Origin of the sequence: Caballeronia sp. GACF4 (assembly GCF_023631025.1) — a bacterium.
Taxonomy (GTDB): Bacteria; Pseudomonadota; Gammaproteobacteria; order Burkholderiales; family Burkholderiaceae; genus Caballeronia.
Genome location: NZ_JALQDW010000021.1, coordinates 26,468 through 50,358 on the forward strand (window position 1 = coordinate 26,468; position 23,891 = coordinate 50,358).

Below are 23,891 nucleotides of genomic sequence, written 5' to 3' on the forward strand. Positions count from 1 at the left end.
GCCGGTCAATCAATCGAGAAGGAGTAGCGGACATGGCTTACATCACGACCAAGGACGGCACGGAAATCTATTACAAGGACTGGGGCACGGGCCCGGCGATCACGTTTTCTCACGGCTGGCCGCTCGATGCCGACGCGTGGGACGCGCAGATGATGTTCCTCGCCGAACGCGGTTATCGCGTGATCGCGCATGACCGTCGCGGCCACGGCCGTTCATCGCAACCGTGGAACGGCAACGAGATGAACACTTATGCCGACGATCTTGCCGAGCTGATCGAAGCGCTCGATCTGCAAGACATCATGATGGTCGGCCATTCGACCGGCGGCGGAGAAGTGGTGCGCTATATCGCGCGTCATGGCGCAAAGCGCGTGTCGAAGGTCGTGCTGGTTTCGGCCGTGCCGCCGATCATGCTCAAGACCGAAGCGAACCCGGGCGGCCTGCCGCTATCCGTGTTCGACGACATTCGCAAAGGCGTGCACGATAACCGCGCGCAGTTCTTCAAGGACCTCGCGATGCCGTTCTACGGCTTCAACAAGCCCGGCGCGAAAGTGTCGCAAGGCACGATCGATTCGTTCTGGCTGCTCGGCATGCTGGGTTCGATCAAAGGCATGTACGACTGCATCAAGGCGTTCTCGGAGACGGACTTCACCGAAGACCTGAAGCAGGTCACGGTGCCCGCGCTCGTGCTGCAAGGCGACGCCGATCAGATCGTTCCGCTCGACGATTCCGGCAAGCTCTCGTCGAAGCTCATGCCGAACGCGAAGCTGAAGATTTACGAAGGCGCGCCGCATGGCATGTGCACCACGCACGCGGATCGCGTCAACGCGGACCTGCTGGAGTTCATCCAGTCGTAAGCGGCGTGGCGGTCAGCGCAGGCTTGTGCAAGCGCCTGGAAAGCGGCCAGCGGGCGGGTCGCGCAGGCAGCGGCGGCGTCTCGTGGACCACGGGCGCCGCCGCTGTCAACGCCGCGCGCAGCCGCTTCTCGATCGCTGCGTCTGCCGTTCCCGCCGGCAGCTTCGCGATGGCATCGACGGCGAGCGCGGCGCGCATGCGGCACTCGTCGAAAAGATGCGCGACGCTTAGTGCGCCGACGAGATGCGACGCCAGTTCGATACCCACGCGGACATCGCCGTCCACGGACATCGCCCAGTCGAGCGCGACGCGCGCATCGTCCAGCGTGTGCTGGAAGGCGGCCGGATGGTCGTCGAGGCCGCAGGCTGTGGCCGCGATCTGTCGTGCAACATGACGCGCATTGCGGCGGATGATCTCGCGCAATTCGCCGTTGGCGCGCAGCTTTTCCAGCGCATAGGCGCGCGTCGATTCCGACAGACGATAGCGCGCGGTGGCGCGCTCGAATTCGACGCTCACGAGCGACTTCGCGACCAGTTCGGTGATGCCGCCGATGGCGTCCGCTGTCGTGTGCTCTTCGTCGCAGACTGCCGCGCACATCGACTCGAAAGAGAACCTGCCGCTAAAAAGCGCGAGCCGCCAGAACACGGATTGCGTGTCGCGGTCCAGCAGCGCGAAGCTCCAGTCGAAAGTGGCGCGCAAGGTTTGATGACGCGGCAGCGCGGTGCGGTAACCGCCCGCGAGAATCGCCATGCGGTCGTCCAGCCTGCGGCAGACGCCTTCCACGCCGAGCGCGGCGACGCGCGCGGCGGCCAGTTCGATGGCAAGCGGGAGGCCGTCCAGACGCCGGCAGATTTCACCGACGAGCCGGATCTCCGCGCTGTCGGTCGCCACGCTTTCCTGCAACGAATCGGCGCGTAGGATGAAGAGGCTCACGGCGGAGCATCGGAGAATATCGGCGTCCGTGGCATCGGCGGGAGGCACGTCGAGCGGTTCCACTCGGAAGATGCTCTCTGCCATCACGCGCAACGGCTCACGGCTCGTCACCAGCACGCGCAGCTTTTCGTTGCCGGCGACGAGTGCATCGACGATCTGCGCCACGGCGCCGACCACATGTTCGGCGTTATCGAGCAGCAGGAGTTTCGACTGGCCGGCGAGTGTCGCGGCCACGCGCGCTACATCGATATGCGTATCGGGCAAGGCAATGCCGCAACTCTCCGCGATGGCGCACAGCACGCCCTCGCGCGTCGTCAACGCGGCGAGTTCGACGAAGCACACCGGTTCTGGAAAGTCTTCGGCACTATGACGGGCCGCCTCGATAGCGAGCCGCGTCTTGCCGATGCCGCCCGCGCCCGTCACCGTCAACACGTGCGAGTTGCGCAGCATGGCGCGGATCGTGGCGATTTCCGTATCGCGTCCGAGCAACGCGGATTTTTGCGGCGGAAGACGGCGGCCGCAAGCGGGCTTGAGCCGCGCTTCATCGGATGGCGTGCTCGGCTTGCGTTGCAGGAGTTGATAGCCACGGCCGGGCACGGTGAGAATCAGGTCGCGGTCCGCGCCGAGCACCTTGCGCAACGCCGAGAGATGAACATGAATATTGTTCTCCTCGACGACGGTGTCGGGCCATACGGCGTTCATCACCTCGTCCTTCGAGACGAGACGGCCGCCAGCCGCCGCGACCACGGCGAGGATATCGAAAGCGCGCGAGCCGAGACGCACGAGTTCGCCGTTTCGCCATAAGGCGCGCATCTCCAGATCGATCTGAAATCCGCCTATTTGCATCGTGACGTTTCCAGGTTGGGGAAAGGGAGCGAAACGCGAGGGAGAAGCTAAGGTCGGCGCGGGATAAGAAAGTGGCGTGCGCAGCCTCGGCACGATCAAGTTAGCGCAGCGCCGTTCATGCGTATTGCACGTAAGTGCGATGCTTTGTATGAAAGTCTATGGATGTGACGACGCGAGGTATCGACTGAAGAAAGGCTGTGTCAATTACCCGCTTGCCTGCGCCAGTTTCCGGGCGGCGTGCCGACCAGTTGCGAGAACGTGCGGCTGAAGTGGCTTTGATCGGAGAAGCCGCATGCAATGGCGATCTCCGCAAGCGACCACGTCGATTTGCGAAGCAGCATGCGCGCATGTTCGATGCGTTGCTCCAGCACCCATTGATGCGGCGTGCGCTGCGTGGTCTCGCGAAACGCGCGGATGAAGTAGCTGCGCGACAAGTTGCATGCACTCGCGATGGCTTCGAGCGATACGTTGTCATCGGTTTTGGCGAGCAGCATCTCCTTGGCGCGCGCTTCCTGAATACTCGAAAGACGCGGCCCCGGCTTGAGCGCTTTCGCGGTCGCGTCGCCGTATCGATCCACGAGATGCGTGCCGATGGTGACGCCGAGTTGTTCGAGGAAAAGCGCACTGGTCTCGGACGAACGATCCAGCGTCAGCGCGAGCACCTGCGCGAGCTGGCCGAAGATGGCGTCCTCGCGTCCGGGCGGCGCCGAGAAGCCGGAAATGGTCGTGCCGTTTCGCTCATAGCCCGTGTTCACGATGAACGACCGCGAAAATTCCATCAGCACGAAGTCGAACGCGCCGTGCAGATCGGCGCGGTAGTCGTCCTCGAAATTGCGGATATAGACCGAGTCCTTCCTGAACTCGTGCAGCGCCGAACGGCTACCCGTGATGATGCGCCGGCGATGTCCCGCCGCGAGCGAGACACCGATGAGAAAGCCGCGATCGGACGCGGGCGTGACGACTTCGCTCGTCTTTTCCTCGCGCCTGCATTTGCGATAGAACGTGAAGTCGCCCGCGCGCAGTTCGAGGTCCTTGTGCAGCTGCGTCGAAAGACAGCCGAGCGAGTCTTTCTGACGCGGCGCCGTGGTGCTGGAAATATCTGTCTGGTTGAACATGGTCCGTCACCCTTGCTCGTCACGCTGCACTCACGCATGCGGCGTTTGCGTTGCCATAATCAAGCGATGGTCATAACCGGCGGAATCCGTGGATTATCTTGGAAATTGTCCGCGACAAATATTAATTTTCGTTCAGTCGCCGGGCGTCAATCTCATATCTTGAGCAATTGCGCCGCGTTGCCGCCGAGGATCAGATTCTTCTGCTCGGGCGGCAGCTCTAGGCGGTCCAGAAACGTGACCGGCTGTTCATAACCCATATCGAAGCAGTAGTCGCTGCCGAGCACGAGCCTGTCTATGCCGATGTTCTTTATCAGGAAATCGAGCACCGGCCCGGAATGCGACACCGTGTCGTAATTGAAGCGGCGCAGGTAGCTGCTCGGCTTCTGCGCAAGCCTCCGCGTTTCGGGCCGCACGTTCCAGCCCGCATCGATACGGCCCATGAGGATAGGCAACGCGCCGCCCGCGTGCGGCAAGGTGACGTTGAGTCGCGGATGCCTGTCCATGACGCCACCGAGAATCAAATGCGATCCGGCAATGGCGGTATCGAATGGATTGCCGAGCAGATTGCTCAGGTAGAAGTCGGTGAGCCGCGCGCCGCCGACCGTCTGTTGCGGATGCAGGAACACCGGCAAATCGAGTTGTTCGATGCGTGCGAAGACCGGCTCGAACAACGGATCGTCGAGATCGCGGTTGTTGATGTTCGTGCCCATATAGACGCCGCGTACGCCCGGCAATTCGGACGCACGTTCGAGTTCGTCGATGGCGTCGTGCGCGTTCAGCATCGGCAGCGTCGCGAGGACGACGAAGCGCGTCGGATGCTGCACGTGAACCGCGGATGCCGCCGTGTTCCATGTCGTTGCCAGCTTCGCGTTGAAGGCGCGGTCGGCCCAATAGGCCATCGGCACGCTGAGCGAGAGCGCCTGTACGTCGACGCCGGACGCGTCCATATCGGCAAGCCGTTCGTCGATACGGATGAATTTGAGCGGCAGCGGACCGAGGCCGCCAGCAGGCGTCTGAAAGCTGAAGGTGCTCGCATCGCAGGTGAACTTGCCGCCGAATCTGTCGCCGTCGCTGCCGACGAGTTCGCAATAGCTTTCGGGGTAATAGTGCGCGTGAATGTCGATCGATTTGCCTTTGACTGTCGCATTGGCTCGGGCGGATGCGTTCGGAAGGCCCGAAGCGAAGCCGCCCGCGAGCGCGGCCATGGTTCCAAGCAGACGACGGCGCTTCGGCGAGATGCAGCAAGTGCAATCCATGAGTCATGTCTCCGTGATGGATTTCGATCGGCCTGTCTCAGCCGTTTTTGATCATGCCGAGCTCGCAGTCCACGAGCTGATTGCCATAGAGCGCACGTTCGCGCACGGCGCGCGCCGAGTGATCGGTGATCGAGAAGAAGACCACGCTCGCGAAGGCGACGAGCATGGAAAAGAGCGCGGGATATTCGTACGGATAGATGGCGTGCGCGTGACCAAGCACTTGGACCCAGACGGTCGGGCTCAGGATGGTGAGCGTGACGGCCGAGATCAGACCGAGCGAACCGCCTATCACCGCGCCGCGCGTGGTTAGGCCGCGCCAGTAGATCGACAGCAACAGCACCGGAAAATTGGAGCTTGCCGCGATCGAGAACGTGAGACTCACGATAAACGCGATGTTCTGCTTCTCGAACGCAATGCCAAGCAAGATGGCCAGCACGCCGAGCACGAGCGTGGTGAGCCGCGACACGCGCATTTCCTCGCGATCCGTCGCGCGTCCGCGGCGCAGCACGTTCGCATACAGGTCGTGCGATACCGCCGAGGAACCGGCGAGCGTCAGGCCTGCGACCACGGCCAGGATCGTCGAGAACGCGACCGCGCACATGAAGCCGAGGAACACGTTGCCGCCCACCGCATGCGCCAGATGCAGGGCCACCATGTTCACGCCGCCGATCACGCCGCCGGATGCGCTGTGATAGAGCGGATCGGTCGCCACGAGCGCAATCGTGCCGAAGCCGATGACGATGATGAGCGCATAGCCGATTCCCACGATGCCCGTCGCGTACAGAATGCTCTTGCGCGCGGCGCGGGCGTCGCCGACCGTGAAGAAGCGCATCAGGATATGCGGCAGTCCGGCCGTGCCGAAGATCAGCGCGAGGCCGAGCGAAACGGCGGAGACGGGATCGGATACCAAACCGCCAGGGCTCATGATCGCGGCGTGTTTTGGATGCGCGAGGATCGCCTGTGCAAAGAGCGCGTTCATGCTGAAGCCGAAGCGGCTCAACACCATGAACGCCATGAAAGCCGCGCCCGCCAGCAGAAGCGCTGCCTTGATGATCTGAATCCATGTGGTGGCGAGCATGCCGCCGAAGAACACGTACACCACCATGAGCACGCCGACCAGCACGACCGCCGCCGTGTAGTCGAAGCCGAACAGCAGTTCGACGAGTTTGCCCGCGCCGACCATCTGCGAGACGAGGTATAGCAGCACGATCACGATGGAGCTCGACGCGGCGAACGCACGAATCGGCCGTTGTTGCAGGCGATAGGACACCACGTCGGCGAGCGTATAACGGCCGAGGTTGCGCAACGGTTCGGCGATCAGGAAAAGGATAATCGGCCAGCTCGCGAGAAAGCCGATGGAATAGATGAGACCGTCGTAGCCGCTCGTGAAGACCAGCGCGGAGATGCCTAGCAGCGACGCGGCCGACATGTAATCGCCCGCTATTGCCCAGCCATTCTGGAACGCGGTGATCTTGCCGCCCGCAGCGTAGTGATCGGACACGCTGTGGTTCTTCCTTGCCGCCCAGCGCGTGATGAACAATGTCGATGCGACGAAAACGAGGAACATGCCGATCGCTATCGGATTATGCGAGCGTGACGCCGACGCGACTTCGGCGGCATCGGCAGAGATCGAAGTGACAGCGCAGATCAACGCGCCGAGCGAAAGAGAGATACGTTTCATTGCCGTGCTCCTTGTCGGATTTCGTTCACGGCGCGGTCATGGAAAGTGTTGGCTCGCGCGACATACACCGCCACGATGCCGAACGTGAAGACGAACATGCCGAAGCCGACTGGAATGCCCCACGTCGCGGGATAACCGGCGACAATCGGCCGGCCGAGCAACGCGGGCGCGAATGCCAGCGTGAGGATGAAGGCGAAGTACACCGTGAGCATGAGGAGCGTGAGCATCCACGAGAAGGCGCGGCGTTTTTGCACGAGCGCCTGAAAGCGCGGGTCGTCGAGCAACGGGTTCGCCATGTGCGGCGGCGGTTCTTCGGCGATGACGTGCGCGTTCATCGCATAGGTTGGGGCGCTGTGATCCACGTCGTCTCCTTTGTCATCAGAACCGCGCGGGAACGGCGGTCTCGCGCATGACGGCATCGGGCGTGCGGTAGCGCTCGGCCATCTCGCGATCGACTTCCGTCTTCAACTGCGCCTGCATGTATGCGCCGAGATGGCGCGCGTGCTGCACGATAGCCGTGCCCACTTGCGTGCGTTCGAGGCTGTAGCCGGCAAGCGCGTCTTGCACATCGCCATGCGTCTTCAGTACCTTGACGAGCGTCATGGCGTCGCTGGCTGCCTTGGTCACGCCCATGCCGCAATGCGGACGCGCAACGAACGCGGCATCGCCCAGCAGCGCGATGCGGCCGATGGCCATGCGCGGCACTTCGAGATCGAAGATAGGCTGAAAGAGCGGTTGCGTCGCGCGCGTCACGACTTCGCCGAATTGCGGTGCGAGCAGCGTGAGCGCGGCGTCTTCCATGTCGGCGAGCACGTCGGCGCGAATGAGCGTCGGCGGAATGCCGCCGGTCCAGCGCTTGCCCGATGCATCGGTCAGCAAATCGGGAAGCTGGACATCTTCGCTCGTCGCGCGATACCACACGAAGTTGTAGCGGCGCTCGCCGGGCGTCGTGCTATTGCCTTGACCGGCCACGGGATAGCCGAGAATCTGCTCGCGCGGCGGCAGGCAGAACGCGAACTTGTCGAAGAGCGCGTCGCGGGTTTCACGCGACAGCGAGGCTTCATCGACAAGACCGCGCCACGCAATATAACCGGCATATTGCAGCTTCACTTCGGACATCAAGCGCTCGCGAATAGCCGATTTGAAGCCATCCGCCGCGATGACGAGATCGGCGTGCAATATCGCCCCGTCGCCGAGCGTGACGGTTGCACGATCGCCGTCATCTTCCACCGATGCCACCGTTACTCCAGCGTGATAGTGCACGTCGGGAAGCGCAGCGCGCAGCACGTGATACATCTTGCCCCACGCGGTCAGCGTTTGCGGCAGATCGCGTTCGGACAGCACCGCGCCGTCCTGCGCGAAGGTCACGCGTGAACGCACCTTCACGCCGATGCCATCGTCGATTTGAATGCCGGCTGCGCCGAGTGCATCGAAAAGTTCGGGATGGGTTACGATGCCCGCGCCGCGTCCGGCGAGTTCATCCGGCACGCGCTCGAACACGTCTACATCCCAGCCGTTACGCACCAGCAGGTTCGCTGCGAAAAGCCCGCCGAGCGAACCGCCGACGATGATCGCTCTGGATCGTTTGGAACTCTGGACCATGCTCATTCTCCTTCGCTGACGGGGTTTTGCTTGCTCGACGGTCGTGCGTGCGTGAGGCGGCTCAGTTCTTCGGCGGGGAAGTTGAGTTCGATAGTCACGCCCGACGGATCTTCGATGAACACTTGATGCAAGCCGAGGCTTGGCACCGTGCGATCGCGCCACGCGATGCCTTCGCTCGTCAGCGTCTGCCACATCTCTTCGACGCCCGTCGCGAGAAACGCAATGTGATCGACCGTGCCCGTTCCGCTCGCGGGCAAGGCCTTGTCGCCGAGATATGCGGTGAGTCCTTCGGGATTGTTCGGATCCACGCCAATGATATGAACCGTGCCGAAGTCCACTTCGTCGCCGCCTTTGTAGAGCCACGCGCCGGGAAAGTCGAAGGGCGGACGATAGCCGCGCTTGAAGCCGAGGATGCGTTCATAGAAGTGGCACGACTGTTCGAGATCGGTCGTGCGGATCGAGTAGTGGGCAAGTTTCGTAACAGGCATCTTCGGCTCCTAACAAATTATTTATCGATCGATTAGTGATCGTTTGATAAATTGTAGGTGAAGCGGGGAGCGGGATAAAGCGGCGCATCGCCGGTGTTTACCCTGAAAAACCACGAGGCGGGAGTGATGCGATGGGAATAAGACGAACGGCCGGCGCGTTTGCCGGCCTGGAAGCGGACTCAGGCTTTGGCGCCCGGTTTGATGCGCGCGGGCTGCTTGGTTGCGTGTTTGAGCGCGGCGGGCACGCCGTTCAAGAAGGCGTCGACCTGACGCGCGATGTGATCTTCGACGTCGTCGGTGACAGGCAGACCGTAGATCCACTTGCGCACGCCGAGATAGAAAATGCTGGCGTGCAGGCTCCAGATCAGTTCGAGGTCGATCTCCCGCTGACGCGCGCTGGCGGGCGCGGGCAGTCCATAGGCAAGACGAATCTCCGCCATCACCGGAAGAAACACGCGCTCACGCAGACGCGTCAGATATTTCGAGTTGATGCCTTCGCGCGTCAGTCCCGCGAAGATAAAGATGCGAATCCACTCGCGCCGCAGGATCACCACCGAATACGCCGAATAGAAACGCACCATGCGTTCCTGAATGGGCAGGTCGCGGTCCTTGATGAGGTTCTCCCAGCTCGTGTCCCACTGATAGACCTCTTCATACACGCGGTCGATCAACGCTTCCTTGCTCGGAAAGTAGCGGTACAGAAGCGGCTGCGTGATGTCGAGTTGACGCGCGAGTTCACGCGTGCTGCCGGAGAATCCATGCGTGGCGAAATGATCGACGGCCTTGAGCACGATCTGCCGTTCGCGAACCTCCGGCGCCAAGCGGCGCGTGACGAGCTTTTCCTGTTCGACGTCTTCGATCTTCGGCGGGGTTTCGCTGTTCCGCGCTTTTCTCGGCATGGCTGGCTGGTACCTGTTGTGTTGGGACGCATCATACAAAGATTAGCCGGACCTGACTACGCGAGCACGTCTCATGGCCGGTCATTTCATGCAGCGCATGCGCAAAAAGCGTGCGATTGTGCAATTGCCTGGTCCGCGTTCGCAGCAGACTCCATACCACGCGAATATCCGCACGAACAAGCGACGAGCGCCCCATGACCCTGCAAGCCGATGCCGGCAGCGCGGCCCTGCCTCGATGGCGGGAAGAGCTGAAGACATACTGGAACGACGACGGACCCCGCTTCAGGCATATCGCGAAAGTGGCGCTTGCCATGTCGCTTGCAATGGGCGTGTGCATGCGGCTCGAACTGCGCACGCCGGCCACCGCCATGGTCTCGTGCATCATCGTGATGATGCATCAGCAAAGCGGCATGGTGATCGCGCGTGGCTTCTATCGCGGGCTCGGCATGGTGTGCGGCAGCTTTGCGGGGCTCGTGCTCATCGCGCTGTTTCCGCAGCAGCCGTGGCTTTTTTTGATCGCGCTCGCGGTGTGGATCGGCGTGTGCGTGTTCGGCGCGTCCTACTACCGCAATTTTCAGTCGTATGGTTTCGTGCTGACAGGATACGGCACCGCCATCACGGCCATACCGGCGTGGTCCAATCCTTATGGCGTGTACGACAACGTCGTATTCACCGTGAGCGAGGTGGTGATCGGCGTGGTCTGCGCGAGCGTGGTCAGCGCGGTGATCTTTCCGCGCTCTGTCACGCCCGCGCTCTATGCGGCCAGCCGCAAGAACTTCACGGACTTGCTCAACGCCATGCACGCGATGCTCGACCGCACCGCGACGCTTACCGGTTTCGACACCTTCCTCTCGCTGATTCGCGAGCGTGTGGAAGTGGAAAGCCTGCGCAGCGGCGCCGTGTTCGAAGACCCGGCTATCCGTCTTCACAACCATGTCTATCTCGATCTCGACCGCGGTTTTCTCGATACCGTCGCGTGGATTCACGCGCTGCATCAACTGAAGTTAAGTGTCGCCGCCGAAGCTGACCCGCGCGCTCTCGCGGCCGCTTACGATCTCATCGACGCGTTGCTCGCCGTCGTGCCGAACGAGGCAGACGCGCAACTCGTCACGCTCGAAGCGGTGGAAACGCTGATGCGCGATCTCGATGCCTTCGAGGATGCCTTGCCCACGCGCCTCGGCAAGCTGTTGCAGGCGCTCGCGGATCTGTCGGCGCATCAGCGTCAGTTCGTATCGACGACGGGCGCGGCACTGTTCTTTTCGATGGCCGATCTGCGCCTGATGTGCCGAAGCTATATCGACGCGCGCACCATCGGCCGCTTGCCGTGGTCGCAGTCGGTGCTGCAGGCAATCGGCCGCATCGGCAGGACTCGGGCCACGGCTAATCGCACGGCCGCGACCATCGCCGGTGCGCGCGCCGCCGTCGCCGTGCTTGCGGTCGGCGCGGCGTGGATCGCCTCGGGCTGGGTCGGAGGCGCAACCGCCATCGTCGCGGTGGCGATCACGAGCGCGTTATTCGCGCTTGCACCGAACCCGACGGTTGCGAGCTGGCAAATTTTCGGCGGCTGTCTTGGAGGATGGCTTGCAGGCTTCGCGTTCAATTTCTTCGTGCTGCCGCGCATCGAGACGTTCGAGTTGCTGGCGGCGTCGATGGCGATCGTGGTGATGATCGGCAGCTATCTGAACACGTTCCCGAAGACGGCGATACTCGGGCTCGGCTTCAGCTTGTACTTCTGCTTCATCGTCGGCATTACGAACCCGACGGTCTATAACCCGAGCGCTTATCTCGACACCGGCTTCGCGCTGCTAGGCGGAATCGCGGTGGCGGCGGTCGCGTTCTCGGTGCTCGTTCCGCGCGCGGGCGACTGGATCTCCGCGCGGTACATGAAGCAGATTCGCGGGTTGATCGTGCATGACGCGCGCAATGGCGACCTCGCCGACCTGCTCTATACATTCGAACTGAGCTTGCGCGATTTCATCTTGCAGATTGCATCCGCGCCGGTAGATGCCCGCGTGAATCGTGACCGTCTGATCGGCTGGGCGTTCGCGGCGCTCGAGATCGGCCGCTCGATGATTCAGATTCGTCTCGACACCGCGCAACTCGGCGCGACCTTGCCGGAAGGCTGGGCGGCGGAACAGGACGCATGGCTTGCGGCGCTGGCGAGCGTGTTCTCGAACACGACGCCCGAAGCCGCGCAGAACGCGCTCATAGCGACGCGCCGGGCGCTCGACATGCTGCCGCTCGGAGACAACATCGCGACCGATACGGCGACGCTCAAGCGGTATCGCATGCGCGCGTTGCTGCATTTCACCGAGCTGACCTTGCGCGATGACAGCCTCGCGTTATGGCAAACGAAGGAGACGCCGGCATGAACACGCGCCGCCTGTCGTGGTTCTTCTCGTCGAGCGGCTGCGCGCTGCTTCTTTCCGCCTGCATCACGAGCGGCGGCATCCACCCACACGAGTCGATGATCGACCCCGCCACGCTCGATGCCGGTGCCGCTCTGCGCGCGACCCAAGCCGATGCGAAATGGCCCGCCGACGCCTGGTGGCGTCAATGGAACGACCCGCAGTTGAATACGCTGGTGCAGGACGCGACCGCAGGCAATCCCGGGCTGCGCGCGGTGCAAGAGCGAATCGACGCGGCGCGTTTTCAGGCGCAGATCGCAGGCGCGGCCGAATTGCCGCAAGTCAGCGCGAACGGCAGCTTCGAGCGCAGACGTTATGCCCGCTACACCACGCCCGCGCCGCCTGGCGGCACGACCGTGTGGAGCAACAACGTCGAGGCTGACCTTTCATACGATCTCGATCTGTGGGGCAAGAATCGCGCGATCCGCGAAGCCGCGCTCGACAACGTGCAAGCGGTGGCGGCCGACGCGCGCTTCGCCGAAGTCGAGCTGCAGACGGCCGTGGTGCGCAGCTATGTGCAGTTGTCGCTGCAATACGCATTGCTCGATGTCTATCGCGACGTGCAGAACGAACAGCAGCGCACGCTCGATATCGCCACGCGCCGCTGGCATGCGGGCGTCGGCAGCGGTCTCGAAGTCAGTCAGGCGCAGACGCAACTTGCCATGAGCACGACACGCGTGCAGGAAGCGCAGCAACAACTCGCGCTTTCGCGCATCGGCATTGCGGGGCTGGCGGGCAAGGGGCCGGGTTATGCCGATGCCTTGCGCCGTCCCGGCCTCGCGCTGAGCGTGCCGGTCGATCTGCCGGCGACGCTGCCGGCCGAGCTCGTCGGGCATCGCGCGGACGTGGTGGCCGGGCGCTGGCGCGTGTTGCAAGCGGACAAGGGCATCGACGCGGCGCATGCGGATTTCTATCCGGACATCAACTTGCTGGCGACGGCATCGCTGGGATCGGCGGCGACTTTCGGCGGCTTCTTCAACTTCGTCGATAGCAACGGCATGGGCCACGGCGTGGGCGCGGCGATCTCGCTGCCGATCTTCGACGGCGGACGGCGGCGCGGCAACTACGGCGTCGCGGTGTCGTCGCGCGATGCCGCCGTCGACGCCTACAACCAGAGCGTGATCGGCGCGATGCAGGGCGTTGCCACGCAAGTCGTAACCTTGCGTTCGCTCGGCGAGCAGCAGGCGTCGATCGAGGACACGCTCGATTCGGCGCGCAAGTCGTTTCAGCTTGCCGACACGGGGTATCGCAGCGGCATCACCGAGTTTTTGAACGTGCTGGCCGCGCAGGATGCGCAGTTGCAGCAGGAACAAAGCCTCGCGACGATTCGGGCGAAACGTCTCGATGCCTGGGCGTTATTGATGAAGGAACTGGGCGGCGGCTTTGCATCGTCCATGCCGCGGGAAGCAACGCAAGGAGTCGCCGATGCCACGCGAGATTGACGTCTTCTCGCTTCTCATGCCCGGCTTGCTGCCGATACTTGCTGGCTGCGTGCTGCTGTTCGTCGTTCTCGATCTCGTGCTGGCGCGGCTCGGGTTTTATCGCTTTACGTGGCACGCGAGCCTCTTTCGCGTCGCGCTCTTCGCTGCGATGTTCAGCGGCGCTTCGCTGCTCTCATGGCGATGAAACCACCCAATGACATCAAGATGAAAACGCAATCCATCCTGCGCGCGGGGTTCACGCTCACGATACTGGTCGTGGCGATCGTGCTGGTTCGCATGCTGTGGCTCGACTACATGTACTCGCCGTGGACGCGCGACGGGCGCGTGCGCGCGCAGGTCGTGCAAGTCGCGACGGATGTTTCCGGCCTCGTCAGCGACGTACGCGTGAAGGACAACCAGCTCGTGCGCAAGGGCGACATTCTGTTCGTGCTCGATCCGGCTCGCTTCCATTACGCCGTGGCGCAGGCCGATGCCGATCTCGCGCGTGCGCAGGCGCAAATGGCGCAGGCGAAGGCGCGCATGGCCGCGAGCGAATCCGGTTTTGCGATGAAACGCGCTCAGGCGGCGCGCCGCGCCAATCTTGCGGGCGACGTGATATCGGACGAAAGCCGGCTGGATTCGGCATCGCTCGCCAGGCAATCGGCGTCGGATCATGCCGCCGATGTCGCCGCCTACAACGCGGCCGAGGCAGCCGTGAAGGCAGCGGTAGTGGCGCAAGAGACGGCCGCGCTGAACCTGACGCGCAGCGAGGTGCGCGCGCCGTCCGATGGTTTCATCACGAACCTGAACCTTTATCCGGGCGATTTCGCCACGGCCGGGACCGCGCGCATGGCGCTGATCGACTCGCACTCGTTCTGGGTCTACGGCTACTTCGAGGAAACGAAGCTGCCGCACGTGCAAGTGGGCGATCGGGCGACGATCAGACTGCTATCGGGCGGTGAAGACATTCAAGGTCACGTGGATAGTCTCGCAAGCGGGATCGCCGACCGTGACAATCCGACGAGCGGCGATTTGCTCGCCGACGTCAACCCGATTTTTACGTGGGTGCGGCTTGCGCAGCGAGTGCCGGTGCGGATTCATATCGATCGTGTTCCCGAGGGAATGAGGCTCGCGATGGGGATGACTTGCACGGTGACATTGCAGCCGCATGGGAGCGGTCGTGGGTGAGCGTCGCGGCGCCGCCTTTTGAACGATTAAGGAAAAATAAGTACCGTCGCGTGGATGGCCTCGCGCATCATCGCTTGGGAAGCACGCTTTTCCTGGAGCGCGTCACTTCGACCGCTCCTTCCAGCGCGCTTTCGGCGATGTAAAAGGCCGCGCGCCTTTACATCTTCTTCTGTCCGCTCACGAAGGGAGATGTGATGAGCAGTCATCCGCGCAGCGATGCGAGCGCTGACGCCAGTAACAACACCGCGAGCGCCATGGTGTACGTGGTGGACGACGACGAATCGATGCGCCAAGCCGTCAGCAATCTCCTGCGTTCGGTGGGCCTCAAGGTCGAAACCTTCGGCTCCGCGCAGGAGTTTCTGGCGTTCGACATGCCGGATGTGCCGAGTTGCCTGATCCTCGACGTGCGTCTCAAGGGACAAAGCGGACTTGCGGTGCAGGAGCAGATTGCATCGAGCGAACTGAGTCTGCCGATCATCTTCATGACGGGGCATGGCGATATCGCGATGACGGTCAAGGCGATGAAGGCCGGCGCGCAGGACTTCCTGGCCAAGCCGTTCCGCGATCAGGACATGCTCGATGCAGTGGAACAGGCGCTGGCCAACGATGCGCAGCGTCGCGCGACGAACCGTTCGGTAGCGGATTTGCGGCATTGCTACGACACGTTGACGGCACGTGAGCGTGAGGTCATGGCATTCGTCGCCTCGGGCCTCATGAACAAGCAGATCGCGGCGGAGATGGGCCTGAGCGAGATCACCGTGAAAATCTATCGCGGGCAGGCCATGCGGAAGATGGGGGCGCGCTCCCTTGCTGATTTCGTGAGGAAGGCGGAGGCGTTGGGAGTCGCATTGCCGGTGAGGCGCGCGCGGGGTGGGGTTTGAGATGGTTGGCCTTGGGCGAGGGCGATTGGCACTGCGCAGTGTGCGTACTGAATCACGCGACGACGAACCGCTCACACCCTATACCCACGTATAACTCACCTGCCGCCTCCGTCTGAACAACCGCACCGCGTTAGACCTCGCGCTAGTCGACCCGCCCGCGCCGCATCGAACCCCGACTAAACCTCCGTATGATCTGAACCAACCATCGGTCATTCAAGCCACCCCAACGTACGACTGGCTGTACGAATTGCCGTGCGATACCGTGGAGTCCATGCAAAGTCGCTCAAACAACTTCACTGGATGACCGGTCATGACCATTTCGTCGATGTCGTATCCCGAACCCGTAATCGAGGTCGCGCAGAAGAGCCGGGCGAACGGAATCGGAATGGAACATGCATGGCGCACACCTCCCGACGACGCTGCCAGCAGCCGTCCGCGCGGCGGCATTCTCCTCTCGCGATGGACCTGCAACGATAAGTCGCCGGTGGAAGTCGCGAGTGTCGAGAGCGCGACGCATCATTGCATTGCACTGAGTCTCAAGTGCACGTCACTCACGTTTTCTCATGCAGGCAAGACGCTCGTGCGCGGACGCGTCGCCGCCGGAGCCGTGCAGATCACGGCGCCCGACGTGCGCTGCAGCGCAGTGTTCGAGTCGCCTGCCGACGTGCTGCATCTTTTCGTCGGGCAACAGGTCTTGAGCGAATGCTTCGAGGACATGTTCGGGCGGCCGCATGCAGGCGATATTCGTATCGACGATCCCAAGCTCGTGCGCGACCCCGCGCTGGAACGGCTCGGACAGGCGCTCGCGGTATCGCAATCGGAGGACGCGGCGGTGGGCAAGGTGTTCACCGATAGCGTCAGCTTCGCCATCGTGTCGCGCCTGGTCGCACGGCACTTCACGCTGGCCGACCGGCAAAAGCGCGAGGCCAGCGCCTTGCCCGCGTGGCGGCTCAATCGCGCGATCGAATTTATCGATGCCCATCTCGCCGATTCGATCGGCCTCGCGGATATCGCCGGCAGCACAGGGCTCACGCGCATGCATTTCGCCTCGCAGTTTCGCCGCGCGACGGGCATGCCGCCGCACGAGTTTCTCCTGCGCCGCCGCGTGGAATACGCGCAGCGCCTGCTGCGTGAGTCGAAGCAAAACATGCTCGATGTCGCCCTGAGTTGCGGCTTCCGCTCGCAGGCTCACTTCACGACCGTATTCAAGCGAATGGTCGGCGATACCCCGTACTGCTGGAAGACGAAGACGAACGTCGCCGGGTAATGCGTGTTGTTCGATAAAGGCCGCGTCGTTACGCGCGGAAGTCCGCCAAGGAACCACTGTCATGCGCTTTCTCGACGATCCAGTCTCCTCACGACGAGCCAGTTCTGCCGATACGTTCTTGAGCGGCCGCATCGCGCTTGGGGCGTGGACGCGCCGCTTGATTCTCGCGACCGGTCTATGGGCGCTCGTCGAGTTGCCGTTCGAGTTATGGATCAGTCTCTCGGCGCGCGATGCGCTTGCATGCATCGTCGGCAAACTCTTGTGGCTGGCGCTTGTTGGGTTCGTGCTGACTGGCAGCCGCGTCGCGCGCATCGTCTATGCGTTGCTCTGCACGATCGGTCTGATGGCAATGTCATTCGGGCTGCCGGTCGAGTTCCGCGTGTCGCCGCTGCTGTTTCTGCTGTCTTCGGTGGAATGCGTGCTGAAGGCGAGCGCCTTCGTGTGTCTCGTATCCGCGGATGCTCGTCCGTACGAGGACTGATTGCGCATGCGCGCAACGTGGCGGTTCCGTTAACCAACCAGGCGTGAGTGCGGCATGATCAAGATCGGTCGAATCGTAGTGTCGCTGGAAATGCGCGAGGCGCGTCTGGATGGGCGACTGCTCGAGGTCGGCTCGCGCGCGTTCGACATCCTCGAATTGCTGATTCGCGCAAATGGCAAAACGGTCACGAAGGATGAGATTCTGCGCCACGTGTGGCCGAAATCGGTGGTCGGCGAGAACAACATCCATGTGCAGCTTTCGACGCTCAGGCGTGTCCTCGGCGCTGACGGTCAGGCTATCCATACCGTGTCCGGTCGAGGTTATCGGCTCGCGAATGCGGTCGACGTGTCCGCGCCTGCCGATTCAATGGATCCGAAAGCGACGCATCTCGACGCCCTGCCGCATCATCGCGCGGCTTTGATCGGACGCGAGAGCGCGCTTGCAGAGATCGTCGGTGCCTTGCAGGAAGCGCATCTCGTCACGTTGCTGGGCTCGGGCGGTATTGGCAAGACGCAGCTTGGCATCGCGGCGGCGCGTTCGATTGCGGCTAACGCAAAGATCGATGTGTGCTTCGTTTCGCTCGCGGCCGTGAACGATGCGCGCATGGTCGCGGACACCATCGCCGAAGCACTTGGCATCGAGCGTTCCATGAGCGATGGTTCGATCAAAGCGCTCATCACGGTTCTTCAGAGCCGCAAGATACTGCTGTTGCTGGACAACTGCGAGCATGTAATCGAGGCAGCCGCGTCGCTCGCCCAACAACTCGTGGAAGCATGCGCGGAGCTGCGAATTTTGGCGACGAGCCGTGAGCCACTGCGCACGCACGACGAAAAGTGCTACCGGGTCGCGCCGCTCGACATGCCCGATGTCGAGGCCACCTCGCAAGCGATTCTCGCCAGCGCCTCGGTGCGGATGTTTCTCGCGCAGATGAGCGCGTTGAATGTGTCGGTCGAACGGGACCGCGGCAGTCTCGACATGCTCGCGACGATCTGCCGCCGGCTCGACGGCATTCCGTTGGCACTCGAACTCGCCGCAGCGCGGGCGGCTGTGTTCGGCATACGCAGGCTGGCCGCGGAACTCGATGATCGGTTCCAGTCGCTGACGGGCGGGCGCAAGACTGCGCCGCCTCGGCAGCAGACCTTGGCCGCTTCGCTCGACTGGAGCTACAAACTGCTCGGCGCGGCCGAGCGCGTAGTGCTGCAACGGCTCGCCGTATTCCCCGACCGCTTTTCGCTGGATGAGGTTTGCACGGTCGCCGCGTGCGAATGGTTATCGCGAAACGAGGTCATGGAGGCGATCGTCGGCCTCGCCTCGAAGTGTCTTCTGATGACTTCGTTCGACAGCACGACTCGTGACTATTTCCTGCTGGAGACGACGCGCGACTATGCGTTGCGCAAGTCGGGCGAGTCCGACGATGCTGGCGTCGTGACGTCTGCACGCACTGAGCCGCGCATGCGAACGCTAGGTGCTGCGGCGCGCGGCGGCAGGCTCGTGTTGGTATCGGCCGCTTCCCGATGAATCTGCCGCGACGCGAGCCACGGGAGCATTGGCATACATGAGCTTTGTCTGCATCGTCGATGACGACGCCTCGGTAAGACGCGGCGTCGGCAATTTGCTCAAGGCCGTTGGCTACGCGACCGCGATGTTCTCGTCGGGCGAGGAGTTTCTTGCATCGTCGGCCGTCGACGATGCCATGTGCGTTCTGCTCGATATCAAAATGCGAGGGATGCAGGGGCTCGATGTGCAACGTCGATTGAACGCCGAGCATCGGGACATTCCGGTGGTGTTCATGTCCGCGCACGGTGACGACGATACGGTTCAGCGAGCCATGCAGCGTGGCGCGGTGGGTTTTCTGCGCAAGCCTTTCGATGAAGAGGGGTTGCTGGTTTCGATCGAGCTTGCGATTGCTGCGGGGAGAAGGGGTGCGGCGGGGGCTTAAGCCTTTCGGTGGAAGGCGGGTCAGTTTCTTGAAATCTGGCTCGCACGCGACTTTTGCATGCAGTCGACCATATGCATTTGCGTGGTATTCAATCGACCGAATGCGATCTTGTTCAAACCTGATGGCGTCTGATGGCTTGGCGAAATTCGGGTTCCCTGGAGCTTCGTTTGGCCGGTGGCATTGCATGCAGTCGACCGCATACATTCGTCTGGTATTCAATCTACCCGCCTCGCGCTGCCCCAGTCTCCATCGCCACTCCATTCCACAGATGTACTGCGGCATAAGCGCGCCAAGGCCGCCAACGCTCGATATGCGCTCGTTGCTGCGCGGGCTTGAGCAGGGCCGGATTGCGCCGCGCGATGGCCTGCATCAACACGAGATCGGCATCGGGCCATGCGTCTGGATCGCGCAGGGCGCGCATCGCGACATAACCGACTGTCCACGGACCGATACCCGGCAGCGCCAGCAGATCGCGCTTCAACGCCTCGGCATCAGCGTCCGGTTCGTCGAGCGGCAACGCGCCTGTTGACACCGCATTCGCAAACCGCTGCACGGCTTCGACACGTTTCGTGGGCATGCCGATCTTATCCAGGTCCGCGGCGGCAAGCTCGGCGGGCGTCGGGAACCGCCAGGCAGTGGCCTCGTGCGAATGCCCATCGATCATTCTTCCCGCGCGCTGCACGATGCGTCCCATGATCGTCGAAGCGCCTTTCACGCTCACTTGCTGGCCCACGATGGTTCTGACCACCAACTCGAACCCGGACCAGGCGCCCGGCACGCGTAGTCCCGGCGAGGCATCGACTAGCGGCGCCAACAACGGGTCGCGCGACAACACGCTTGCAATCCGGCGGGGATCGGCATGCAGATCGAACATACGAGCAAGCGGTTCGGCAAGTTGATCGGCATGCCGCTGCGCATCGCCGTCGACGGTCACGACAAGGCGATGTTTGCGCTCATGCGGCCTGACTTCGACGGTGCCTTCATCGCCATGCCATTCGATCGCGCGTCGATAAACGCCGCCTTCCACCGACTCGACGCCCGCCGCCGCCCGGCCGCCTATGAAGGCGAGCAGGCGAGTCCAGTCGAAGGGCCGCTTGAAGGGCAACTCGATCGTCGTCGAATTGCCGTGAGATGTGGATTGCATTCTGAATGCCGAATGATGCATGCGATTGCCTCGCAATGGATGCCGATGTTACTCCATCGCCTGGCGGCCTATGTCGTTCGACCAACGTCGTGCTTCGAGAAGGCGATGTCAGGGTCGCTGTGCAATGCGCATCGTGCTTTCGCTGAGCATGCGCCGGAACTCGGTATCGTAGGCGAGAGTTTGACGCGCGCTCGCGACGAGTTGCGAGCGCCGGTCCCACTGATCGGCGCGTAGTACGCAGCGCGACAGAACATCGGTGTAGACGCGACGCATGTTCGCGTTATCGTGATCGACGGTCAGGCGGGCAATGCTGACCTTCTCATCATGCGTGAGCTGCTGCGTGAGGCAATCGACCGTTGCGCGGTCCGTATCGGCTTGCGCGACGCTCACGTCCTTATCGTCGTAATAGAGCGTGAAGCCGCCAACGACGAGCGCCGCCCCGAGCGCCAGGCATGTACCTCTTATTGTGTTCAACATGTCCCCCGATGTCAGGCTCTTCGGCCATTGGCGCGAATCGTAGCGAAGCTTGCGAGGATTCGGCCGATCGAACTGTGCGCGGGGGAACGCAGCGTTCGATGCGCTTGAGTATGGCGTTTTCAGCCAGCGTCGCCGGTGTGCGTCCGCTTCCTGGCAACCGGCGCCTTCACCGTGGTCAGCGTGCGCTCGGCGAGAACGGCATCGCGTTTGCCGAGCAGGTGATGACGAAGAATGGTCGACATGCGCCTGCCATCGCGCGTTTCCAGCGCTTCGATCATCTCTTCATGCTCTCGTATCGCGCTATCCCACTTGGGCGTCTGGAAGTTCGATCGAAAGCGCATGGCCTGCAAGCGCCGGTTGATCGACACGTAGGTTTGCCGTAGCGCCGTGTTGCGCGCGGCTTCATTGATCTTGTCGTGAATAGCCTGATTCCGGCTGTAATAGCCCGACAAATCATTGCGCGCGCGGCATTCCAGCATGACCGCGTGAAGCGCCTTGATGTCCGCGATCTCCTGCGGCGTGATTCGCTCGCAAGCCAGTTCGCCGGAGAACGCCTCCAGTCCGCTCATCAGTTCGAACATCTCGCGGATTTCGAGTTCGCTCATCTGCGAGACCGATGCACCCCTGTTCGGCGCTATCTCGATCAACCCTTCCGCGGCCAGCACCTTCAGCGCTTCACGCAAGGGCGTGCGCGAAATGCCGAGCGTCTCGCAAAGCTTGCGCTCGTTTAGCTTCACGCCCGGCGCAAGCAGGCCTTCCACGATGAATTCACGCAAGTGATCCACCACCGTGTCGTGCAAACGCATGCGCTCGACCTTCTGTAGGAGCGGCGAAAGACTGGCGTCGGGCAAGTCGCGATTTTGCATTCAATACCTCGAATTCGTTTGCGGCAATTTTAACCCTAGCTCGCCGGAAAAAACGTCCAGCGGGTTATCCCTAGGCCATTTGGCCTATTTAAGCCTTTCCGCGGCCGCATCGCTGCGCTACAGTATTTTGCATGCAAAATTCAATTTAAGAGGATGCGCATCCATGCTGAAACTCGATTACCACCCCGCTGGCCGTCACTTCCTGCAGATTCCGGGACCCAGCCCGGTGCCCGATCGCATTTTGCGTGCGATGAGTTATCCGACCATCGACCATCGCGGGCCGGAGTTCGGTGCACTCGGCCTGAAGGTGCTCGATGGCATCAAGAAAATCTTCAAGACGAGCCAGCCGGTGGTGATTTATCCGGCTTCCGGCACCGGTGCATGGGAAGCGGCGCTCGCCAATACGCTCAGCCCCGGCGACACGGTCCTCATGTACGAAACCGGCCACTTCGCGACCCTATGGCAAAAGATGGCGGTCAACCTTGGACTGAAGCCGGAGTTTCTGGGCTTGCCCGGCATCGAGGGCTGGCGCCGCGGCGTGCAGGCCGACATGATCGAAGCGCGCCTTGCCGAAGACAAGCAGCGCACGATCAAGGCGGTATGCGTCGTTCACAACGAGACGTCCACGGGCGTGACCTCGGACATCGCGGCGGTGCGGCGCGCCATCGACGCGGCTGGCCACCCGGCGCTTCTGATGGTCGACACGATCTCCGGTCTCGCATCCGCCGACTATCGTCATGACGAATGGGGCGTGGACGTGACCGTGTCCGGCTCGCAGAAGGGCTTGATGCTGCCGCCGGGAATCAGCTTCAACGCGGTGTCGCAGAAGGCGATCGAGGCATCGAAAGAGGCGAAGCTGCCGCGTGCTTTCTGGGACTGGAAAGAGATCATCGAAATGAACAAACAGGGCTACTGGCCCTACACGCCGAACACCAACCTGCTGTACGGCCTGTCCGAAGCGCTCGACATGATTCTCGGCGAAGGGCTCGACAACGTGTTCGCGCGCCATCAGCGGCTCGCGGCCGCCTGCCGTGCGGCAGTCACCGCGTGGGGGCTCGAAATCCAGTGCGCGGATTCGTCCGTGTATTCGCCGGTGCTGACCGGTGTGATGACGCCCGAAGGTGTCGATGCGGATGCGGTACGCAAGCTCATCTACGAGCACTTCGATATGTCGCTGGGCACGGGTCTCGGCAAGGTGAAGGGCCGCATGTTCCGCATCGGGCATCTGGGCGATTGCAACGATCTCACGTTGATGGCCGCGCTCACCGGCTGCGAGATGGGACTGAAGCTCGCGGGCATCAAACTCGAAGGGAGCGGCGTGGCCGCGGCGATGGACTATCTGACGAGCCACGTCGCGAAACCCGAACTCAAGGCGGCGGCATGAGCGCGGCCTTCGACGCCGACGCGCTCGCGCGGCTCTTCGTGGAAGCGCGTGCGCATCGCGCGAAGCTCGAAGCATTGCCGGAAGACGCGCGGCCATCGAACGCGGAAGAAGCCTACGCCGCGCAAAAGGCGACTTTGCATGCACTCGGCGCGAGCGTCGGCGGGTGGAAGGTCGGCGCGAAGACGCCCGATGGTCCGATCCAGGCTGCGTTGCTCCCGGCCGATGGCGTGCATGCCTCGGGCGCGCGGCTATCGATGTCGGCTTTCGGACGAGCAGGGCTCGAACTCGAAGTGGCTTTTGTATTCAATCGCGCATTCGAGGCAGGCAGCGGACCGTATAGCGATACCGAAATCATCGGCGCGATCGGTTCCGTGCATGCGGCGATCGAAGTGGTGGCGAGTCGCTTCGCTGCGTGGCCCGACGTCGAGAAGCCGTGGCAACTCGCGGATCTGCAGAATCACGGCGCGCTACTCGTCGGCGCGGGCGTGCCTTACGACGAAGCGTTCCCGTTCGTCGCCCCGGCGATGAGCTTTGAATGCGACGGCAAACCGCTGTTCGAAGGCCCACCGGCGAACCCGGCGGGCGATCCGCGTCGTCTGCTTGCGTGGACGGTCAATCACGCGGTCTCGCATGGCATCGCGTTCGCCGCGGGCACGGTGATCACGGCGGGCTCTTACACCGGACTTGCCTTCCCGGATGGGGCGGGCCACGCCGTGGGCTCGATCGACGGCCTGCCTACCGTCGAACTGCATTTCGAATAATG

General features: G+C 62.6%; 23 protein-coding genes. 12 read left to right on the forward strand and 11 right to left on the reverse strand.

All coding sequences use genetic code 11. The annotated features are described in order from the left end of the window. The first annotated feature begins 32 nt into the window (after positions 1 to 32). Complete coding sequence (locus tag NCR40_RS20655) at positions 33 to 854, forward strand: alpha/beta fold hydrolase (protein WP_244831237.1); 822 nt, start codon at positions 33 to 35, stop codon at positions 852 to 854. Here the strand turns inward: NCR40_RS20655 and NCR40_RS20660 are convergent. From NCR40_RS20660 to NCR40_RS20695, 8 genes are all read right to left on the reverse strand, one after another. After that, positions 841 to 2,631: an ATP-binding protein gene (locus NCR40_RS20660; protein ID WP_250510505.1), complete on the reverse strand. Its 1,791-nt coding sequence runs from the start codon at positions 2,629 to 2,631 to the stop codon at positions 841 to 843. The two genes, NCR40_RS20655 and NCR40_RS20660, sit on opposite strands and share 14 nt — an antisense overlap. A 200-nt stretch (positions 2,632 to 2,831) precedes the next feature. Further along, positions 2,832 to 3,746, reverse strand: a complete 915-nt coding sequence (locus tag NCR40_RS20665; protein WP_250510506.1) for a helix-turn-helix transcriptional regulator — start codon at positions 3,744 to 3,746, stop codon at positions 2,832 to 2,834. A 152-nt stretch (positions 3,747 to 3,898) separates the two neighbouring features. Further along, the gene (locus tag NCR40_RS20670; protein ID WP_250510507.1) at positions 3,899 to 5,002 is read right to left on the reverse strand and encodes an amidohydrolase family protein; all 1,104 of its coding nucleotides are present in this window, start codon (positions 5,000 to 5,002) and stop codon (positions 3,899 to 3,901) included. A gap of 37 nt (positions 5,003 to 5,039) precedes the next feature. Continuing rightward, on the reverse strand, positions 5,040 to 6,683 hold the full coding sequence (gene actP, locus NCR40_RS20675) for a cation/acetate symporter ActP (protein WP_250510508.1): 1,644 nt from the start codon (positions 6,681 to 6,683) through the stop codon (positions 5,040 to 5,042). After that, positions 6,680 to 7,045 (reverse strand): DUF485 domain-containing protein, encoded by a 366-nt coding sequence (locus tag NCR40_RS20680; protein ID WP_244831242.1) that lies wholly within the window; start codon positions 7,043 to 7,045, stop codon positions 6,680 to 6,682. Before NCR40_RS20680 ends, actP begins: the two co-directional genes overlap by 4 nt. 16 nt (positions 7,046 to 7,061) lie before the next feature. Next, positions 7,062 to 8,291 carry an FAD binding domain-containing protein gene (locus NCR40_RS20685; protein WP_250510509.1) on the reverse strand — a complete coding sequence of 410 codons (1,230 nt, stop codon included), beginning with the start codon at positions 8,289 to 8,291 and terminating at the stop codon, positions 7,062 to 7,064. Further along, complete coding sequence (locus NCR40_RS20690) at positions 8,288 to 8,773, reverse strand: VOC family protein (RefSeq protein WP_244831244.1); 486 nt, start codon at positions 8,771 to 8,773, stop codon at positions 8,288 to 8,290. Before NCR40_RS20690 ends, NCR40_RS20685 begins: the two co-directional genes overlap by 4 nt. 179 nt (positions 8,774 to 8,952) lie before the next feature. After that, complete coding sequence (locus NCR40_RS20695; protein WP_250467922.1) at positions 8,953 to 9,672, reverse strand: TetR/AcrR family transcriptional regulator; 720 nt, start codon at positions 9,670 to 9,672, stop codon at positions 8,953 to 8,955. Positions 9,673 to 9,866: 194 nt separating this feature from the next. On the opposite strand from NCR40_RS20695, the gene NCR40_RS20700 reads away from it, so the two are divergent. From NCR40_RS20700 to NCR40_RS20740, 9 genes are all read left to right on the forward strand, one after another. Further along, on the forward strand, positions 9,867 to 12,044 hold the full coding sequence (locus tag NCR40_RS20700) for an FUSC family protein (protein WP_250510510.1): 2,178 nt from the start codon (positions 9,867 to 9,869) through the stop codon (positions 12,042 to 12,044). Further along, positions 12,041 to 13,522, forward strand: coding sequence for an efflux transporter outer membrane subunit (locus tag NCR40_RS20705; RefSeq protein WP_250510511.1), 1,482 nt, complete (start codon positions 12,041 to 12,043; stop codon positions 13,520 to 13,522). Before NCR40_RS20700 ends, NCR40_RS20705 begins: the two co-directional genes overlap by 4 nt. After that, complete coding sequence (locus NCR40_RS20710; protein ID WP_244831248.1) at positions 13,506 to 13,706, forward strand: DUF1656 domain-containing protein; 201 nt, start codon at positions 13,506 to 13,508, stop codon at positions 13,704 to 13,706. The genes NCR40_RS20705 and NCR40_RS20710 overlap by 17 nt, the downstream gene beginning before the upstream one ends. Before the next feature lie 20 nt (positions 13,707 to 13,726). Further along, the gene (locus NCR40_RS20715; RefSeq protein WP_250467925.1) at positions 13,727 to 14,689 is read left to right on the forward strand and encodes an HlyD family secretion protein; all 963 of its coding nucleotides are present in this window, start codon (positions 13,727 to 13,729) and stop codon (positions 14,687 to 14,689) included. A gap of 194 nt (positions 14,690 to 14,883) precedes the next feature. Beyond that, positions 14,884 to 15,570: a response regulator transcription factor gene (locus NCR40_RS20720; RefSeq protein WP_244831250.1), complete on the forward strand. Its 687-nt coding sequence runs from the start codon at positions 14,884 to 14,886 to the stop codon at positions 15,568 to 15,570. Positions 15,571 to 15,880: 310 nt separating this feature from the next. Further along, positions 15,881 to 16,837 carry a helix-turn-helix domain-containing protein gene (locus tag NCR40_RS20725; RefSeq protein WP_250467926.1) on the forward strand — a complete coding sequence of 319 codons (957 nt, stop codon included), beginning with the start codon at positions 15,881 to 15,883 and terminating at the stop codon, positions 16,835 to 16,837. Between the two features lie 61 nt (positions 16,838 to 16,898). Beyond that, a complete protein-coding gene (locus NCR40_RS20730) occupies positions 16,899 to 17,318 on the forward strand; it encodes a hypothetical protein (RefSeq protein WP_250493972.1) in 420 nt (139 codons plus the stop codon). 54 nt (positions 17,319 to 17,372) lie between these two features. Next, a complete protein-coding gene (locus NCR40_RS20735; protein WP_250510512.1) occupies positions 17,373 to 18,836 on the forward strand; it encodes an ATP-binding protein in 1,464 nt (487 codons plus the stop codon). A 37-nt stretch (positions 18,837 to 18,873) separates the two neighbouring features. Beyond that, positions 18,874 to 19,257, forward strand: coding sequence for a response regulator transcription factor (locus tag NCR40_RS20740; RefSeq protein ID WP_250493974.1), 384 nt, complete (start codon positions 18,874 to 18,876; stop codon positions 19,255 to 19,257). 220 nt (positions 19,258 to 19,477) lie between these two features. On the opposite strand, the gene NCR40_RS20745 is transcribed toward NCR40_RS20740, so the two are convergent. From NCR40_RS20745 to NCR40_RS20755, 3 genes are all read right to left on the reverse strand, one after another. Beyond that, positions 19,478 to 20,401, reverse strand: a complete 924-nt coding sequence (locus tag NCR40_RS20745) for a DNA-3-methyladenine glycosylase family protein (RefSeq protein ID WP_250510513.1) — start codon at positions 20,399 to 20,401, stop codon at positions 19,478 to 19,480. A gap of 108 nt (positions 20,402 to 20,509) precedes the next feature. Further along, positions 20,510 to 20,878 (reverse strand): hypothetical protein, encoded by a 369-nt coding sequence (locus NCR40_RS20750; RefSeq protein WP_250510514.1) that lies wholly within the window; start codon positions 20,876 to 20,878, stop codon positions 20,510 to 20,512. 119 nt (positions 20,879 to 20,997) lie between these two features. Beyond that, positions 20,998 to 21,744 (reverse strand): GntR family transcriptional regulator, encoded by a 747-nt coding sequence (locus tag NCR40_RS20755; RefSeq protein WP_250493976.1) that lies wholly within the window; start codon positions 21,742 to 21,744, stop codon positions 20,998 to 21,000. A 163-nt stretch (positions 21,745 to 21,907) separates the two neighbouring features. On the opposite strand from NCR40_RS20755, the gene NCR40_RS20760 reads away from it, so the two are divergent. After that, the gene (locus NCR40_RS20760) at positions 21,908 to 23,128 is read left to right on the forward strand and encodes a pyridoxal-phosphate-dependent aminotransferase family protein (protein WP_244831258.1); all 1,221 of its coding nucleotides are present in this window, start codon (positions 21,908 to 21,910) and stop codon (positions 23,126 to 23,128) included. Further along, the gene (locus NCR40_RS20765) at positions 23,125 to 23,889 is read left to right on the forward strand and encodes a 2-keto-4-pentenoate hydratase (RefSeq protein ID WP_250510515.1); all 765 of its coding nucleotides are present in this window, start codon (positions 23,125 to 23,127) and stop codon (positions 23,887 to 23,889) included. Before NCR40_RS20760 ends, NCR40_RS20765 begins: the two co-directional genes overlap by 4 nt. Positions 23,890 to 23,891 lie beyond the last annotated feature (2 nt).

What these genes read in the sequence shown, in the direction of transcription:
- NCR40_RS20705 (WP_250510511.1), top strand. Translation starts at nt 12,041, where the DNA reads ATGAACACGCGCCGCCTGTCGTGGTTCTTCTCGTCGAGCGGCTGCGCG.
- NCR40_RS20655 (WP_244831237.1), top strand. Translation starts at nt 33, where the DNA reads ATGGCTTACATCACGACCAAGGACGGCACGGAAATCTATTACAAGGAC.
- NCR40_RS20710 (WP_244831248.1), top strand. Translation starts at nt 13,506, where the DNA reads ATGCCACGCGAGATTGACGTCTTCTCGCTTCTCATGCCCGGCTTGCTG.
- NCR40_RS20720 (WP_244831250.1), top strand. Translation starts at nt 14,884, where the DNA reads ATGAGCAGTCATCCGCGCAGCGATGCGAGCGCTGACGCCAGTAACAAC.
- NCR40_RS20695 (WP_250467922.1), bottom strand. Translation starts at nt 9,672, where the DNA reads ATGCCGAGAAAAGCGCGGAACAGCGAAACCCCGCCGAAGATCGAAGAC.
- NCR40_RS20700 (WP_250510510.1), top strand. Translation starts at nt 9,867, where the DNA reads ATGACCCTGCAAGCCGATGCCGGCAGCGCGGCCCTGCCTCGATGGCGG.
- NCR40_RS20745 (WP_250510513.1), bottom strand. Translation starts at nt 20,401, where the DNA reads ATGCAATCCACATCTCACGGCAATTCGACGACGATCGAGTTGCCCTTC.
- NCR40_RS20735 (WP_250510512.1), top strand. Translation starts at nt 17,373, where the DNA reads ATGATCAAGATCGGTCGAATCGTAGTGTCGCTGGAAATGCGCGAGGCG.
- NCR40_RS20760 (WP_244831258.1), top strand. Translation starts at nt 21,908, where the DNA reads ATGCTGAAACTCGATTACCACCCCGCTGGCCGTCACTTCCTGCAGATT.
- NCR40_RS20715 (WP_250467925.1), top strand. Translation starts at nt 13,727, where the DNA reads ATGAAAACGCAATCCATCCTGCGCGCGGGGTTCACGCTCACGATACTG.
- NCR40_RS20725 (WP_250467926.1), top strand. Translation starts at nt 15,881, where the DNA reads ATGACCATTTCGTCGATGTCGTATCCCGAACCCGTAATCGAGGTCGCG.
- NCR40_RS20755 (WP_250493976.1), bottom strand. Translation starts at nt 21,744, where the DNA reads ATGCAAAATCGCGACTTGCCCGACGCCAGTCTTTCGCCGCTCCTACAG.
- NCR40_RS20665 (WP_250510506.1), bottom strand. Translation starts at nt 3,746, where the DNA reads ATGTTCAACCAGACAGATATTTCCAGCACCACGGCGCCGCGTCAGAAA.
- NCR40_RS20660 (WP_250510505.1), bottom strand. Translation starts at nt 2,631, where the DNA reads ATGCAAATAGGCGGATTTCAGATCGATCTGGAGATGCGCGCCTTATGG.
- NCR40_RS20765 (WP_250510515.1), top strand. Translation starts at nt 23,125, where the DNA reads ATGAGCGCGGCCTTCGACGCCGACGCGCTCGCGCGGCTCTTCGTGGAA.
- NCR40_RS20730 (WP_250493972.1), top strand. Translation starts at nt 16,899, where the DNA reads ATGCGCTTTCTCGACGATCCAGTCTCCTCACGACGAGCCAGTTCTGCC.
- NCR40_RS20690 (WP_244831244.1), bottom strand. Translation starts at nt 8,773, where the DNA reads ATGCCTGTTACGAAACTTGCCCACTACTCGATCCGCACGACCGATCTC.
- NCR40_RS20750 (WP_250510514.1), bottom strand. Translation starts at nt 20,878, where the DNA reads ATGTTGAACACAATAAGAGGTACATGCCTGGCGCTCGGGGCGGCGCTC.
- NCR40_RS20670 (WP_250510507.1), bottom strand. Translation starts at nt 5,002, where the DNA reads ATGGATTGCACTTGCTGCATCTCGCCGAAGCGCCGTCGTCTGCTTGGA.
- NCR40_RS20740 (WP_250493974.1), top strand. Translation starts at nt 18,874, where the DNA reads ATGAGCTTTGTCTGCATCGTCGATGACGACGCCTCGGTAAGACGCGGC.
- NCR40_RS20685 (WP_250510509.1), bottom strand. Translation starts at nt 8,291, where the DNA reads ATGAGCATGGTCCAGAGTTCCAAACGATCCAGAGCGATCATCGTCGGC.
- actP (WP_250510508.1), bottom strand. Translation starts at nt 6,683, where the DNA reads ATGAAACGTATCTCTCTTTCGCTCGGCGCGTTGATCTGCGCTGTCACT.